The sequence below is a fragment of the Azospirillum sp. genome, assembly GCF_050789165.1.
The window spans coordinates 1-14,376 of the sequence record NZ_JBOZRT010000071.1 but is presented as its reverse complement, the minus strand read 5'-3'; the positions used below and the strand labels follow the sequence as shown (position 1 = coordinate 14,376).

The following is a 14,376-nucleotide window of genomic DNA, read 5'->3' as shown; positions in this document are numbered from 1 at the left end:
GCAAGGTGATCGTCGCCATCAACAAGGATGAGGAAGCTCCCATCTTCCAGGTCGCCGATTACGGTCTCGTCGCCGATCTCTTCAAGGCGGTGCCGGAACTGACTGAGGTGGTCCCCGTTTCCCGGACGGTTTGACGGCCGGGATAAGCTTGGTTCAGGTTTCCATCAAGCCGCCAAATCGATGCCGTCCAGGACGCCTGCATAGGCCTCGTCCGGTGTCTTGCCGCCGAGCGCCGAATGCGGCCTCTGGAGTTGTAGTAGGAGATCCACCGGCCGAGCCCCGCCCGCGCCTCGCTGCCGGTTTCGAAAGCCTGGAGGTAACCGCACTCGTATTTCATCGACCGCCACAGCCGCTCGATGAACACGTTGTCCATCCACCGCCCGCGCCCGTCCATCGAAACCCGGACACCGGCCTCGGTCAAGATGTCGGTGAAGCGCGGGGTGGTGAACTGACTGCCCTGGTCGGTGTTGAAGATCTCCGGCCGGCTTTGTCAGGACTCATGCCACGTTGCCGGGAGTTTAGCCATTCCCCAGATCTCCCCTCTCAACGAGGAGGAGACGGATGCGTTGCCCGTACTGCCAGTCGGTGAGCACGACCGAGCGTTCGGATCGGACGGTGCACGGGTATTGCCGCTTCCGCTGCCGAGAGTGCCGGCGCGGTTTCAACGAACGCGCCGGCTCGGTGCTGGACCGCCTGCAGTTGCCCTCCGACGTCGTGTTCCTGATCGTGCTGTGGTGGTTGCGCCTGAAGCTGAGCCTGCGTGATCTGGCCGAGATCCTGCTCCTGCGCGGCTTGGTCTTCTCGCACGAGGCGGTGCGCGACTGGGAAGCCAAGCTGGCGCCGTTGCTCACCGAGGCTCTGCGTCAGCGCTGCAAGGGCAAGATCGGCCGCAGCTGGTACGTGGATGAAACGTATCTCAAGGTCACCGGCCAGTGGCAGTACCTGTACCGGGCTATCGACAGCGACGGCAACTTGGTCGATGTGAACCGTGCCGAGTTTCCTGGAGGCCCCGTTTCCTGAGAGGATGGGGTCATCATGATGAAGCAAGCATCACCCAAATACGCCCCTGAAGTCCGCAAGCGCGCCGTGCGCATGGTCTTCGAGCATCAAGGGGAGCACGCCTCGCAGTGGGCGGCGATCAGCTCGATCGCGGCGAAGAGCGGCTGCAATCCCGAGACGTTGCGGGGCTGGGTCCGGCAGGCCGAACGCAATCAGGGCACGCGGCCGGGCCCGACGACGGACGAGCGCGAGCGGATCAAGGCGTTGGAGCGCGAGAACCGCGAACTGCGCCAAGCGAACGAGATCCTGCGCAAGGCGTCAGCGTATTTCGCCCAGGCGGAGCTCGACCGGCCGTTCAAGAAATGATCGCCTTCATCGACGCGCAGCGCGCCGTCCACGGGGTCGAGCCGATCTGCAGGTTGCTGCCGATCGCCCCGTCCACTTAGAACCTATTCCAGTAGGTAGATGAACTCCCAGACGGTGACGGCACAGACGATGTGGAGCATGGCCCCGTAGGTGATGGCGAGCTTTTCCCAGCGGACCAGAATGTGGCGGTAGCGGTTGAGCCAGGAATGTGCCCGCTCCACCACCCAGCGGCGCGGGGTGAGCGGGTGAGCGGGTGAGCGGGTGAGCCGGCGTTGCGGCGCGATCCTCGCCCCGGCGCCGGATGTGGGCGGTCAGGCCGTAGTCGTAGGCGATCTGCCGCGGGCCGTCGTAATCGTAGCCCTTGTCCAGGCACAGGTGCTGGGGTTGCGCCGGCGCCGGCGCGGGGCGCGGCACGATGGTGGCCTCAAGCGTTTGCTCGAGCAGCTTGAAGTCGATCACGTTGGCGCCAGCGACCGCGAGGCCGAGGGGGAGGCCGCGGCCATCGGTCAGCAGCGAGCGCTTGGTCCCCAGCTTGGCGCGGTCGGTCGGGTTGGGGCCAACTTTTTTCCCCGCCCAGCGGCGCCTTGGTCATGGCCCCGTCCACCGCCATCCAACTCCAGTCGATTCCGACCAGTGCCTCGTAGGCCAAGAGCCCCTGGCGCCAGAACTCCTCGAACACCCCGGCATCAATCCACTCGCGCAAGCGCCGATAAGCGGAGGACGGCGAACAGATTCCCGTCGCCCGCAGGGCCTGCCATTGACTGCCGGTCCGCAGGACAAAGAAGATGGCGTCCATGGCCGCGCGATCCGGGATGCGCGGATTATGACAGCCCAGCGGGTGTGGCGGACGCTCGGGGAGCAGTGGCTCCATGCGCTCCCACAGCTCATCCGGCAACCGCCAGCCCGTGTCTCGGACCAACTTGCCCATTGGGAACCTCCAGGCTGCTATGCACCGGAATTTCAACAATCCAGCCCCAGAACCCTCCCTACCTGACGGCGTTGCAGAAGGGGACGAGGGGGCTGCGGCTATCCCGTAGCGCTTGAACCTTGTCCGGAAATCCGCCCGGCAATCATTTTGTCCGGAATGTCATAGCAGACTCGGTTTACGGACAGGGCCGGGGTTGGCCCGCAAACGGCCGGTAGATGGACAGGACAAATGGACCCACCGTCCATTTGTCGCCAAGAATTCGCCACCTCACGGCACTGCGAACACCGGTGCGAAGCCGCCGCCCGGCGTGCGGAAGTTGGTCGTTTGCCCCTGGTACAGGCGCGCAGCAGCAAGCAGCATCTCGCCACCGTAGGTGTAGAGCCGGACATCGGCCTTGAGCGGAGCCCCGGGATCGGCGGCGACCGCCCGCTCACCCGGAGGCGCAAAGCGTTGGGCGACGTAGCCGCCCTCCGCGATCCGCGCCCAGACGGATTTGGTCAGCTTATCCCCGCGGTAGGCGGCCTTACTGCCATAGCCCGTGGCCGGCTTGAAGAACAACTCCCGGCGCTGCTGCCAAAGGTCGTCCGCGTTTGCGGGTGTGACCTCCACCGTCCGCGGCACGACGTCCGCGAGCAGCGCCGCCGCGGCGTCGTCGAGCCCCCAGGCGGCAAGCCGTTCCGGATCGGACAACGCCACCAGGTTCCGCTTGTCGGCCAGCAGCGCGTGAACGCGCGGGTTGGGGGTGACAACCGCCGCTCCGGCCAGATAGGCCGCGCGCAGGGCGCCGTGCTCCGTCTGCTCAAGAGTGAAATCGACGAGACGGTTGTAGACCAAGTCGATCGGACGCCCGGCACCCAGCAGATGGCCACCGTCGAAGGACAGCGCCCGCGGATCGAGGATCACCGCCGCGACGCCGCGCGCTTCGAAGAAGCGGCGCACCAACAGGAACTCGGGGTGCAGGAACTGGCGTTCGGGCTCATCGTCGACGATGGCGACCCTCGTCGGGGTGCCGATGCCGCGCTGGCGCCGCCATTCCGCCTCGAACATGCGCCAGACCGCCTCCTCGAAGCCGCCGGGCGGCGGCACGGCGTTGGTCGGCGCGGCCTCGCCGCAGCAGGCCCACTGCGCGCGGGCCAGCAACGCGTTCAGGAAGGCGCCGCCGGCGTTGGTGTTGACCTCGATCAGCTTCGGGCCGCCGTCGCCGAGGTGGAAGTCGTAGCCCATGAAGGCCCCAGCCGTTCCCGGATCGAAACGGGCGATCTCCGGAGCACGGGCGAGCGCCGCCTCGATCCAGCCAGGCAGCCGGGCGGCCGTCTCGACGGCGCGCACCACGGCGCGCATGCCGTCGACATCCTCCCGCGCGACGAACAGCGGCGTGGCGGAGAACAGATGCGCATGGGACCCGGAAAGCAGGTCCCAGAGCCCGGGCTCGGCCGTCTCCGTCTCCAGCGCCTGCAGCAAGGCCGGACGGTCCAGCGTGATGCAGTGGCAGCCGTGGTTCAACTCCCGGCTCAGCGTTCGTGCGATCTCGATGGGGGTCATGCCATAAGCCTCCGCCGCATCCTCATGCCATGCGCCGGTGGCGAGGGCGGCAACATCCTCCCCAACGCGAAGAGTGGTCGTCAAGGATCCGCTCACCGGATCACGGCGCGCTGCCGTCGGCGTGCCGCCAGCGCAAGGGAGAGGACGGCGGCGACAACGGCAAGCATCAGCAGGACCGCGGCGATCAGCTTGAGGGCGTAGGACATGGCAAACCTCCTTTACCCCATACGCTGAGCGATTCCCGCCCATCCGTCTGTCGTGCGCTTCACAGGCGCAAGACTGTGAGCGGCCTCACAGACCGTCGCTTCCGTATGCCGACATCCTCCGCGCAACCCGGGCCGACACCGGAACGACGCCCACGATGCGGCGGGTGATCCGCCGCGATGACTGGCCGCCGGACCGTTGCGACGCCGGGAGTCATCAAGCCGAAGCGGGAGCTTCGGCCGAACCCGCTCGCGCACGGAGTTCTCGCCCCTTTCCAGGAACCGATGAGGTCGCCCATGCCCCCCGATACAACCAAGCCCACCGGACCGCCGGCGCTGCACGGCGCGCGGTGGCGTCGGCCGCTGTGGATGGCCGCGGCGTCGCTGCCGCTCCTCGGCGCGGCCGCGTGGCTCCTGCTCCACGGTGCCGAGGCCGATTTGCCCGCGCTTCCCGCAGGCTTCCAGTCGTCGCTTTCCACAGCGGCCGGCTTCTTCGGCCTGATCGCGCTGGAACTGACCGCGATCTTCCTCGCGGTCAGCGTGATGCTCGGCCTCGTCCAGGAATACCTGCCGATGCACGCGCTCAAGCGCGTGGTGCCCGATGGGATCAAGGGCAACGTCGCCGCCGCCGCCCTCGGGGCCCTGACGCCCTTCTGCAGCTGCTCGACCATCCCGGTCATGCTCGCCCTGCTTGAAGCGGGCGTCGGCTTCGGTGCGGCGGCGTCCTTCCTCATTGCCTCGCCGCTCGTCGACCCGATGGTCCTCATCCTGCTATGGCTGGCCTTCGGGTGGCAGGCCATGGCGTTGTACACGGTTATCACCATGACCCTGGCGGTGCTGGTCGGCTTGACCTGGGAGCGTCTGGGGCTCGCCCGTCACATCCGCGCCGTGCGCGTCACCGGCATTCCCCTGGGTCCGAGCGGCGCCACCTCCTTCCGCGGCCGCCTCGTTGCCAGCCTGCTCAAGGCGGCCTTCGTGTTCCGCAGCTTCCTGCCCAACCTTATGCTGGGCGCGCTCATGGGCTCGCTGATCTACGGCTTCGTGCCGGCGGACTGGGTGAGCACGGTGGCGGGGCCCGACAATCCCCTCGCCGTTCCGACCGCGGCGTTGATCGGCATTCCGCTCTACGTCCCGGTCGACACCATGATCCCGATCGGCCTTGCCCTCTACGCCAAGGGAATGAGCGTGGGCGCGGTGATCGCGCTGGTGATCAGCGCTGCCGGCACCAGCGTGCCCGAGTTGATCCTGCTCAACAGGATCTTCAAGCCCCGGCTTCTCGTCGTGTTCACGGCCACCGTCTTCCTGTCGGCCATCGCCGCAGGATTGATCTTCGACGCCGTCTTGTCCTGATACGGAGGAACCCATGTCTGTCCTGAAGGATCTCCTGGCCGCCCTGCTCGGCGGGTCGAACGACCCGTCCTGCTGCAAGATGGTCATCGAGGAAGTGCCCGAACCGGCCAGCGACGAGCCGGTCCCGGCCCCCGCCGCGCCCGACAGCTCCAAGCGGGGGGAGCCGGTGTCATGAGCTCCCGGACCTGCAGCATCCGCGCCTGCGCGCTCCCCTGGTTCAGCCAGAGGGTGCCGCGCTGGCGCCGCCCGATCGCGCTGATTGGCGCATCGGCCGCAACACTGTCCGCCTCCACCGGTGCGCTGCCGGCCGGGGGCGCGGAACTGGCGGCCATGGCCGCGGCCACGATCCTCCTCGCCGTGCTCGTCGGGCGGAGTCTGTCCGCGCCCCCCGCCGCGCTCGCCCTGGCGCTGGCCGTGGCGATGGCGACGACGACCGCGCTCGGCCTCGCCGGCGGATCGGTGGCCGGTGCGGTGGCGGCCCTGCTGTCCGTCGCCGGCGGCGTCCAACTCACCGCCGCGATCGTGCAGCAGGGCCGGCTTGACCTGCCCAAGGACCAAGCCATTTCCCGCGCGCTCGTCGGGCAGATGAAGCCGCTGTCGCTCACCGCCGCCATCGCGCTGGTCGGCGGCCTCGGTCTGGCCCTGCTGCCGGGATCGGGGCACCAGGCGCTCGGCCAAGCCGTGGCCGTGGGGGCGGGCGTCGCCTGGCTCTACGCGGTGCTGGTGTTCCCGGCCCTGGTGTCCGCCCTGCCGCCGCGGCTCGGCCGTGCGGGCGGCACGCTGCTGGCCAGACCCCGATGAGTGCCACCCCCGATCGCGCCACCCCCGCCGCACACCTGTCGGAGAAGACCATGCCCTACGATCTGCCCCAGCACGAGGCCGAGCGTCCGCGGGAGAGCGCGGACCGGGCCGCTCCCGCCATCGCGGTCGCCGGCGCCACGAAGACCTACCGGGCCGGCGACCAGACGCTCCACGTGCTCCGCGACCTGCACCTCGACGTCGCCCCCGGCGAAACCGTCGCCATTCTCGGCGTCTCGGGAACCGGCAAATCCACGCTGCTGAACATCCTGGGCGGTCTCGACCAGGCGGAGCACGGATCGATCACCGTTGGCGGCGTGGACCTCCGGGCGGCGACCACCAGCCGCCTGGCGCGCTTTCGGGCGGAGTCCATCGCTTTCATCTTCCAGTTCTACAACCTGATTCCGACGCTCACCGTGTCCGAGAACGTGCTGGCCGGCCTCCAGGCCGCACGCCGCACCACCGAGGCGGACGAGGCGCTGGTCATGGACGCGCTGCGCTCCGTCGGCCTCGAGGCCAAGGCGCAGGCCTTCCCGCAGGAGCTGTCCGGCGGCCAGCAGCAGCGCGTCGCCATCGCCCGCGCGCTGGTCAAGCGGGCCCCGGTCATCCTCGCCGACGAGCCGACCGGCAACCTCGACCGCGCCACCGCGAAGGACATCATCGCCCTGCTCGTCGACGCGGCGCGGCGGCGCTCGGCGGCCGTGGTCCTGGTGACGCACGATCCGTCGATCCTCGCCGAGGTCGATCACGCCTACCGTCTGCAGGACGGCCGGCTGGTCGCGGAGTGACGGCCATGCAAACCTCCCGATCCACCCTCCTGACACGCGCGCGCCGCGACGCGCGGGCGCTGCGGCTCCGGCTGCTCGGCATCGCCGCCATCCTCGGCATGGCGGTCGGCATGTACGTCGGCGTCAACTCGGCGATCCAGGCGCTGCACGGCACGCAGGACACTTACTACCGCGCCCTGCGCATGGCCGACGCCGAGGTGCGTTTCGTCCCCGACGACCTCGCCAACGTCCCGGATTTCTCCGGGATTCCCGGCGTGCAGGCGTGGGAGGCGCGGCTGACGGCGCCGGGGCAGCTCGTCCTGCCCGACGGCGAGATCTTTCCGACGGCGGTGGTGGCGCAGCCGCTCCCCGCCGCCGGGATCAACGAGGTCGAGGTGAACGAGGGCACCCCCCTCGATCCCGCACAGCCAGACGCCGTGCTGCTTGACCGCAACTTCGCGTCCTCGCACGGCGTGGCGGTCGGTGACCGGCTCACCCTGCGCATGGGCAACGCCGAGTACGCGCTCACCGTCCGCGGCATCGGGGTGAGCCCGGAATACCTCATCGCCCCGGCCAGCCCGAGCTTCTTCGTGCCGGTCAAGGGGTCCATGGCGGTGGTCTGGGCGCCGATCCGCATGGTCGCCGACCGCCTGGGCTTCACCCTTGTCAACAGCGCGGTGTTCAGACTGACGCCCGAGGCGGCGGCCGATCCGCAGGTGTTGCAGGCGTTGTCGCAGCGCGCCGAGGGGACGCTCGGCGTGCAGGAGGCGCTGCCGCGCTCCGAGAACCTCGGCCATATGTTCCTCGACGTTGACCTTGGCGCCTTCTCCGTCTTCGTGCCGGCGGTCATCGTCGTCTTCCTGCTGACGGCGCTCACCGTCGGCTTCTTCCTGATCTACCGGTGGGTGCAGGCGCAGCGGCAGACCCTCGGCCTGCTGCTGGCGCTGGGATACGGCCGCTGGCGGCTGCTGGCCGCGCAGCTCTACCCGCTGGCGCTGATCGCCGGGGCGGCGCTTCTCATCGCGATCCCGGTCAGCGTGGCGGTGCTGGCCGACTTTGCGCTGACCTTCGCCAACACCGTGGGCCTGCCGAGCCCGCGTCTGGCGATCGACCCGACGGCCGCCCTGCACGGCGTGTTCGGGCTTATGGCCGCGGTGGCGGCGATGGCGGCGTGGCCGCTGGCGAGCGTGCTCCGCCTGTCGCCGGCCGCGGCGATCCGCAACGGCGCTTCGTCGGACCGCGACGGCGCACGCTGGCGCACGCGCCTGCTGCACGGCCTGCGGCATCGGCCGCTGGTCGTCTACCCGGTGCGCAACGTCATCCGGACCCTGCACATCGGGGCCATGACCACGGCGGCGGTGGCGCTCGCGATCGGCGTCTCGATCTCGTACTTCATCGCCATCGGCTCGTTCAACACGGCCATCGTGAAGAACTTCGAGGATGACCGGTGGTCGGTCTCCGTCGATTTCCTGCTGCCGGTGTGGCAGGACGAACTGGGACGCTTCCGCGACACGCCCGGCGTCCGACGTATCGAAGAGGTGCTGCAGGGCCCGGTCCGCCTCGAAGCGAACGGCCGGGTCCAGCCGGTCACGGTGACCGGGTACGATCCGGACAACACGCTGCGTCGGCCGACCCTGCTGCGCGGCACCCTGCCCGGAGGCGGCGATAACGCCATCGCGCTGGAGCACAAGACGGCGCGGGCGCTCGGCGTCGAGGTCGGCGCACCGGTGCGGCTGGTCAGCGAGGACCGGCGCTTCGAGGTCCGGGTCGCAGCCATCTACTCCGGCGTCGTGCCCAACCTCGCCTACGCGCCGCTGGAGCGGGTTCGCGGCTGGCTGGACATGCCCGAGCAGCTGACCGGCATCCTGCTGGACCTGCCGGACCCCTCCGCCGAGACCCTGCGCCACCTCAAGCGGCAGCCGCTGGTCGGCGGCGTCACGCCGAAATCGCTGACCGTGGATCAGGTCAAGAAGACGTCGAGCGAGGAGGTGGAGATCATCTACGTCGCCGCCGCCTTCAGCATCATCGTGTGCGTCATCATCCTGATCGCCAGCGGCACCTTCACGGTCGGCGAACGCCGGGAGCAGTACACGACGCTGCGGACCATCGGTTTCGCCGACCGCACGGTCGGAACCCTCGTCCTCATCGAACTGCTGCTGCTCGGCGTCCTAGGCGCGGCGCTTGCCCCGGCGGTCGGCTACGCCATCGCGTCCTATCTGCTGAGCACGCTCAGCGCCGCCTGGTTCCAGGTCGATCCGCACGTGGGGTGGTTCGACATCCTGCTGCCGACCATTCCGCTGCTCACCCTTCTCCCGCTCTCGGCACTCCCGCCCATCAGGTCGGTGGTGCGGGTGCCGCTCGTCACCGCCCTCAAGCAAAGGAACTACGGATGATTCGCTTTCGCCCCCTCGCGCTCGCCGCCGGACTGGCTCTGTCGGCACTGCCGTTCCACCTGGCCGTCGCCGCCCCGGACGCAACCGCCATCGTCAAGGACTCCGATGCGGCGATGAAGCCGCAGACCGAGAAGACCTCCTACCGGATGACGTTGCTCAACACCGACGGGTCGGTGGAGCAGGTCCGCACCTTCACCACCTACTACCACCGCGGCAAGGGCGAGGAGCGCACGCTCCAGAAGTTCCTCAGCCCGCCGGTGCTGGCGGAGACCGGTCTGCTGATCGTCGAGGCCGGCCAGCCGGAAACCGAGACCTGGCTCTATCTGCCGACCAACCGGCGCATCCGGCGGGTCGCCGGGCAGGACAAGAGCAACCGCTACATGGGGACGGAGTTCTCGTACGAGGATTTCGAGGACTACCGGATGCCCTACTACCGCTTCCAGACGGTCGGCGAGAAGCGCGACCAGAAGGGCCGCGACTGCTGGGTCATCGACGCCGTCGCCGCGGCGCCGGCGCAGATCGCCGCCACCGGCTACGCCAGGAAGCAGTATTGGATCGACAAGAAGTCGCTCTACCCCGTGCGCGTCGAGTACTACGCCAAAGACCAGCAGCTGGAGAAGGTCTTCACGGTGCACACTCTGCGTGCGGTCGGCCGCTACTGGCGGCCGGAAAGCGAGGAGATCCGCAACGTCCGTACGGGCAAGGTCACCAAACTTGACATCCTCTCCAACGAGATCGACATCCCCTTGGATGAGAGGTACGTCTCACAACGCTATCTCAGGGGGGACTGAGTCGGGGGCTTGGCGGCGCGCCGTCCTCGCGGTGCCGGTGCTGGCCGGTCTGCTGGCCGGCACCGCGCGTGCGGAGACCGAGATCCCGGGGACGGGCGCCCAGGTCTCCGGCTGGCTTCTGGGGCGCTTCGGCTACGGCCTGAACGCCGGGAACCACGACCTTGTGCTGAACCAGCAGCTGCTCCAGCTTCAGGTGCAGCACCCCGACATCGCCGGCTGGCGTTTCGACGGCAAGCTGTGGGCCGAGCGGGAGGCGGCGCTGGAGCCGTCGACTTACCGGAAGGTGGATATCCGCGAGCTGGTGGTCGCCAGGAAGACCTCTTCCTACTCCGTGGCGCTGGGGCGGCAGATCGTCGTCTGGGGCAAGGCGGACGGCTTCAAGCTGGTCGACATCGTCAACCCGCTGGACCTGCGCGAGTCTATCCTCAACGACGACATCCGCAGCCGCCTGCCGCTGTGGATGGCCAACGTCCAGTTCTTCCCCGGCGAGGATCAGGAACTGCAATTCCTGCTGATCCCGCAGACCTATCACGACCGCATCTCGCCGCCGGGCAGCCAGTTTGATTTCTCCGCCGGATTGCCGGCCGGGGCCACCGTCCTGCCGCTGCAGGTGCCGGCGGGACGGCCGGAGAACTGGAGCTTCGGGGCGCGCTGGTCGGCGACGCTGGGCGACTTGAACGTTCACGCCATGGCTCTGCGCACCCTGACCGGTGCGCCGGTGGTCTTCCCTTCGGTCGATCCGCAACGTGGACTGGTGCTCCGTCCGGAGGTGGTGCGCCGCACGATGATCGGCGCCGCCGCCGACACCTCGCTGGGCGACGCGGTGCTGCGCCTGGAACTCGCCGTGACGCCGGACGAGTACCGGGCGCACGCAACGCCGTCGGGGATTCCGGAGCTGCGACGGGAGACTGCAATCCGCTCGCTGGTCGGTGTCGACTGGACCCTCGGCGACTGGTTCGTCAGCCCCCAGCTCTTCAACGTTCACGCCCCCGGCAAGCCGGGCATCGCGGCGGAACCCGACGGCACATACGCGTCGCTGGTGGTCGAGCGGAAATTCCTTTTCGACAAGCTGACCACGCGGGTGTACGCGGCGACCGGACTCGACCGCCGGGACTATTGGATCGCCGGCTCGGCCCGCTACCAGGTTTCCGACCAGCTGGAGCTGTTCCTCGGGATCGACCTCCTGGGCGGGGACCGCCGGCAGTTCTTCGGCGAGTTCAACCGGCGTGACCGGGTGGTCGCCGGAGCGACGATCTTCTTCTGATCAGCCGCGCGGGACGCACAGGAGGGCGCGCAGCGCCGCCGGCAGCAGCTTCAGCACGAGAAGCGTGGTTGCGAGATAGAAAGCGGCCGCCAAGCCCAGGACCATGACCCAGGCGCTCCAGTCGGCGCGGGCTTCGCTGAGCAGCTTGGCGACGGTGGTCAGCTCGCCGATGCCGATCACCACGAGTGCGCCGGTGTCCTTCAGCAGCGAGGCCCAATGGGTGAGCAGCGCCGGCAGGCCGCGCCACAGCGCCCAGGGCAGGCGCAGGGTCAGCCATTCGCGCCAGGGGGAGACGCCCATGATCCGGGCTTGGGCGGCAAGCGTCGGCGGGTAGGCGGCGACGAAGGAGCGCAGGATCTCCCCGGTGTGCGAGAAGGAGTAGAGGGCAAGAGCCAGCATGCCGGCGAGCAGCATCGAGGCGGACACCAGGTGCGCCAGGACGAACACCAGCAGCAACGGCGGGACGCCGCGCAGAACGGCGCTGGCGGCTTGCAACGGCAGCGCCGTCAGCGGCAGCGCAGTCGCCGCGGTGGCGTAGAGAAGACCGAGCAGAACCGCAGCACCCCCGGTCGCCAGGAACAGCAGCACGGTGAGCAGCAGCCCGCCCGGCTGCTGGTCGGGCAGGCCGAAGAGCAGCAGCGTCGCGGTGTCGAGCAGCGTGGTCATGCGGTCTGGTCCATTGTTTGGACGGGGGTTCGGGCGGGCCGCAGGGCACGCTCCAGCCCTCGCACCGCCGCCCAGATGGCGAGGCTGAGGCCGGCGTAGCCCAGGGCGCCGACGGTGGTGAACAGAAACACCTGCGCGCTCGCCTCCGACTGGCCGCGGATGAGCCCGAACAGGTCGGCGACCGGGAAGAGCGAGGCGAAGGCGGTGTTGTGCAGATGGTGGATCAGCCGGGTGCCGGTCGGCGGCAGCACCAGCCCCAGGACCTCGCGCAGCAGGATGCCCAGCTTGCGCAGCGGGTGGTGCGCCAGCAGCTGGAGCTGGTCGCGCCGTCCGGAATCGAGCGCGCCGTAGGCGGCCTGGAAGATCATCGCCAGATGCCCGCTCGAGCCCAACGCCAGACCGAACACGATGGCCCAGGCGATGTGCTGGAAGGGAGCGATGGTGCCGACGAAGATGGCGGGAAGCGGCAGCCCGGCGCCGGAACCCATCGCCAGCATGCCGGCGGCGATGACGAGGACGCTCGTGGGAATGCCCCGTGTCGTGTTGATGAGCGCGACGCTGACCAGGCGCACCGGCCGCAACGGGCTGTTGATGCCTTGCACCAGCACCAGCGCCAGGACGATGGACAGCGCGGCGCTCGCCGCCCACAGCGTCAGCGTCGCGACCGTGGCTTGGCCGACCGACAGAACGAGGGCCAGACTGCTGCCGGTGTCGTCCTGGAACACGAGGTCTCTCCTCTGCGGGCTCGGGAGGATGGGGGCGATATCCTGGGCGATGGATACGCGCCGGGGGCGTCGGGCGCTGTGAGGCGGCTCTCACCCGACCCGTGTTCCCACGTCCAGCAGCGGGCCTGACCGATGCGGGAGCGGGGTAGGCGCCGTCACGGATCGGGCCCGGGCGGAGGGGGCTCGGTCCATTCGATCTCCACCAGCGGCGGCCGGTCGTTGGCCGGTATGGGCATGAACAGCGGGCCGCCGCAGCAGCGCACCGGCGGCAGGCGGCACGGCGGCGGCGCGGGCTTGGGCGGCGGCGCGGCGGCCGCCAGATCCGCCTGCCGGTCCATGGTGTCGGCGAGCTGGAGCAGGGTGCGGGCGAACTCGTGCGCACCGAATCGGGTCGCACGGGCGGCGGCGCTCCGGGTGGTCCGCGCATGGGCCCGCCACTCTTCGCAGGTGAGCATGGCACGGGATCCTTTCGCAGTTGCGGGCCGCCGGCCGCCCTACACCGCCACCATCCGGTGCTCGCTGCGGTACTGCAACAGGCGGGGCGATGCATCGATGAACGCGTCCTGGCAGCGGGCGATGGTCGGCAAGGTCGCGTCGGTGAACACCAGGCCTTCGACGCGCATGCGCGCCAGCGCGGTCGTCTCGAACGCCCAGAGATGCCCGGCGATCTCGATGTTCACGGACGCGAACATCATGAACGCCTTCTGCCGCGGGTGGATGTCGGCCAGGCGCACGTCGCGGATGTGGTCGTAGTAGTGCACCCGCTCCGGCCGGCCGAGCGCATCGAGCCACAGCTCCCAGACGTCGCGCACCGTCGGGATGGCGGGACCATCGGAGACCAGATTGACGACACCGGAGGCGTCCGGCCGCTCCAGAAGGTGCGCCATGGCGTTCTGGAAGCTGTCCTGGTGGATGAAGTTGAAGGGCTGCCGCGGCGCCACGGCGTGCAGCTCCGGGTGGTGGCGGTCGTACAGCAGCCGTTCCAGGCCGGACCACAGCTGGTACAGCCCGTAGCGCTTGCCGCTGTAGCGCCCGGTGCGGCTGTCGCCGATCACCACGCTGGGGCGGACGATCAGGTACGGCAGGCCGCCCGCGGCCACCAGCCGCTCCGCCGCCCGCTTGGTCCGTGTGTAGGCTGTCGGATCACGGACCGGATCGTCCAGCAGCGCCTCGTGCACCGGGTCGTCGCGGTAGCCGGAGCTGAAGGCGGTGGAGACGAACACGACGCGCCGTGCATTCACCTCCCGGGCCAGGGCCACCATGCGCCCGGTGAAGGCCACGTTGACCGCCTCGAGCTCGGCGTCGTTGAAATAGTCGAGGCAGCCGGCGCAATGCACGACGTCGCCGATGGCAAGGCCGGACAGCGCGCGCCGCCCGGCTTCGCCGAGGCCGCCGGCGTCGAGGGGCGCCAGAACGAGCCGACGCCGCAACTCGTCGTCGGCGAGCGGCCGGCCCTCGGCAACCAGTTCAGGATGGATGCGGGCCGCCAAGCTGTCGATGTCGTGGCCCGCGCGAACCAGGGCCCCCACCGGCTTGTCGGTGCGGGCGAGCCGCACCGCGGCGAGCAGGGCACCGAGGAAGCCG

At 69.3% G+C, this 14,376-nt stretch carries 13 protein-coding genes, 4 pseudogenes and 1 other annotated feature; of the genes and pseudogenes, 10 read left to right on the top strand and 7 right to left on the bottom strand.

Annotated elements, in window-relative coordinates; all coding sequences use genetic code 11:
* Positions 1 to 134, top strand: a pseudogene (locus tag ACRWK7_RS16320) (electron transfer flavoprotein subunit alpha/FixB family protein); the annotation flags it as partial.
* Between the two features lie 30 nt (positions 135 to 164).
* Here the strand turns inward: ACRWK7_RS16320 and ACRWK7_RS16315 are convergent.
* Positions 165 to 484, bottom strand: a pseudogene (locus ACRWK7_RS16315) (transposase); the annotation flags it as partial.
* 77 nt (positions 485 to 561) lie between these two features.
* Here ACRWK7_RS16315 and ACRWK7_RS16310 point away from each other — a divergent pair.
* Together ACRWK7_RS16310 and ACRWK7_RS16305 are read left to right on the top strand one after the other, a co-directional pair.
* On the top strand, positions 562 to 1,020 hold the full coding sequence (locus ACRWK7_RS16310; RefSeq protein WP_431857322.1) for a DDE-type integrase/transposase/recombinase: 459 nt from the start codon (positions 562 to 564) through the stop codon (positions 1,018 to 1,020).
* A 15-nt stretch (positions 1,021 to 1,035) separates the two neighbouring features.
* Positions 1,036 to 1,442, top strand: a pseudogene (locus ACRWK7_RS16305) (transposase); the annotation flags it as partial.
* Positions 1,320 to 1,436: a sequence feature (AL1L pseudoknot), on the top strand. Its footprint overlaps the pseudogene before it by 117 nt.
* 6 nt (positions 1,443 to 1,448) lie before the next feature.
* Here ACRWK7_RS16305 and ACRWK7_RS16300 read toward each other — a convergent pair.
* Positions 1,449 to 2,293, bottom strand: a pseudogene (locus tag ACRWK7_RS16300) (IS5 family transposase).
* Positions 2,294 to 2,560: 267 nt separating this feature from the next.
* Positions 2,561 to 3,835 carry a hypothetical protein gene (locus ACRWK7_RS16295; RefSeq protein WP_431857321.1) on the bottom strand — a complete coding sequence of 425 codons (1,275 nt, stop codon included), beginning with the start codon at positions 3,833 to 3,835 and terminating at the stop codon, positions 2,561 to 2,563.
* A gap of 500 nt (positions 3,836 to 4,335) precedes the next feature.
* On the opposite strand from ACRWK7_RS16295, the gene ACRWK7_RS16290 reads away from it, so the two are divergent.
* Genes ACRWK7_RS16290 through ACRWK7_RS16260 form a run of 7 tightly spaced genes read left to right on the top strand, consistent with a single transcriptional unit; the run spans position 4,336 to position 11,401 of the window.
* Entirely contained in the window at positions 4,336 to 5,388 is a 1,053-nt protein-coding gene (locus tag ACRWK7_RS16290; RefSeq protein WP_431857320.1) for a permease, read from the top strand.
* 13 nt (positions 5,389 to 5,401) lie between these two features.
* Complete coding sequence (locus ACRWK7_RS16285) at positions 5,402 to 5,563, top strand: hypothetical protein (protein ID WP_431857319.1); 162 nt, start codon at positions 5,402 to 5,404, stop codon at positions 5,561 to 5,563.
* Entirely contained in the window at positions 5,560 to 6,189 is a 630-nt protein-coding gene (locus ACRWK7_RS16280) for a hypothetical protein (protein WP_431857318.1), read from the top strand. The genes ACRWK7_RS16285 and ACRWK7_RS16280 overlap by 4 nt, the downstream gene beginning before the upstream one ends.
* Positions 6,186 to 6,974 carry an ABC transporter ATP-binding protein gene (locus ACRWK7_RS16275; protein ID WP_431857317.1) on the top strand — a complete coding sequence of 263 codons (789 nt, stop codon included), beginning with the start codon at positions 6,186 to 6,188 and terminating at the stop codon, positions 6,972 to 6,974. The genes ACRWK7_RS16280 and ACRWK7_RS16275 overlap by 4 nt, the downstream gene beginning before the upstream one ends.
* A 5-nt stretch (positions 6,975 to 6,979) precedes the next feature.
* Positions 6,980 to 9,346: an FtsX-like permease family protein gene (locus tag ACRWK7_RS16270; protein ID WP_431857316.1), complete on the top strand. Its 2,367-nt coding sequence runs from the start codon at positions 6,980 to 6,982 to the stop codon at positions 9,344 to 9,346.
* Positions 9,343 to 10,137, top strand: a complete 795-nt coding sequence (locus tag ACRWK7_RS16265) for an outer membrane lipoprotein-sorting protein (RefSeq protein ID WP_431857315.1) — start codon at positions 9,343 to 9,345, stop codon at positions 10,135 to 10,137. Before ACRWK7_RS16270 ends, ACRWK7_RS16265 begins: the two co-directional genes overlap by 4 nt.
* A 37-nt stretch (positions 10,138 to 10,174) precedes the next feature.
* The gene (locus ACRWK7_RS16260) at positions 10,175 to 11,401 is read left to right on the top strand and encodes a DUF1302 family protein (protein ID WP_431857314.1); all 1,227 of its coding nucleotides are present in this window, start codon (positions 10,175 to 10,177) and stop codon (positions 11,399 to 11,401) included.
* On the opposite strand, the gene ACRWK7_RS16255 is transcribed toward ACRWK7_RS16260, so the two are convergent.
* The 4 genes from ACRWK7_RS16255 to ACRWK7_RS16240 all read right to left on the bottom strand — a co-directional run.
* Positions 11,402 to 12,067: an ABC transporter permease subunit gene (locus ACRWK7_RS16255; RefSeq protein WP_431857313.1), complete on the bottom strand. Its 666-nt coding sequence runs from the start codon at positions 12,065 to 12,067 to the stop codon at positions 11,402 to 11,404. It abuts the gene before it with no gap.
* On the bottom strand, positions 12,064 to 12,792 hold the full coding sequence (locus tag ACRWK7_RS16250) for a hypothetical protein (RefSeq protein ID WP_431857312.1): 729 nt from the start codon (positions 12,790 to 12,792) through the stop codon (positions 12,064 to 12,066). Before ACRWK7_RS16250 ends, ACRWK7_RS16255 begins: the two co-directional genes overlap by 4 nt.
* Positions 12,793 to 12,947: 155 nt before the next feature.
* Complete coding sequence (locus ACRWK7_RS16245) at positions 12,948 to 13,247, bottom strand: hypothetical protein (protein WP_431857311.1); 300 nt, start codon at positions 13,245 to 13,247, stop codon at positions 12,948 to 12,950.
* Positions 13,248 to 13,286: 39 nt separating this feature from the next.
* The coding region (locus tag ACRWK7_RS16240; RefSeq protein WP_431857310.1) for an SDR family oxidoreductase at positions 13,287 to 14,376 on the bottom strand (1,090 nt) is incomplete at its 5' end.

Bases quoted from the DNA above. Each gene is read 5' to 3' on its own strand.
- ACRWK7_RS16310 (WP_431857322.1), top strand. From the start codon at position 562: ATGCGTTGCCCGTACTGCCAGTCGGTGAGCACGACCGAGCGTTCGGAT.
- ACRWK7_RS16295 (WP_431857321.1), bottom strand. From the start codon at position 3,835: ATGACCCCCATCGAGATCGCACGAACGCTGAGCCGGGAGTTGAACCAC.
- ACRWK7_RS16290 (WP_431857320.1), top strand. From the start codon at position 4,336: ATGCCCCCCGATACAACCAAGCCCACCGGACCGCCGGCGCTGCACGGC.
- ACRWK7_RS16285 (WP_431857319.1), top strand. From the start codon at position 5,402: ATGTCTGTCCTGAAGGATCTCCTGGCCGCCCTGCTCGGCGGGTCGAAC.
- ACRWK7_RS16280 (WP_431857318.1), top strand. From the start codon at position 5,560: ATGAGCTCCCGGACCTGCAGCATCCGCGCCTGCGCGCTCCCCTGGTTC.
- ACRWK7_RS16275 (WP_431857317.1), top strand. From the start codon at position 6,186: ATGAGTGCCACCCCCGATCGCGCCACCCCCGCCGCACACCTGTCGGAG.
- ACRWK7_RS16270 (WP_431857316.1), top strand. From the start codon at position 6,980: ATGCAAACCTCCCGATCCACCCTCCTGACACGCGCGCGCCGCGACGCG.
- ACRWK7_RS16265 (WP_431857315.1), top strand. From the start codon at position 9,343: ATGATTCGCTTTCGCCCCCTCGCGCTCGCCGCCGGACTGGCTCTGTCG.
- ACRWK7_RS16255 (WP_431857313.1), bottom strand. From the start codon at position 12,067: ATGACCACGCTGCTCGACACCGCGACGCTGCTGCTCTTCGGCCTGCCC.
- ACRWK7_RS16245 (WP_431857311.1), bottom strand. From the start codon at position 13,247: ATGCTCACCTGCGAAGAGTGGCGGGCCCATGCGCGGACCACCCGGAGC.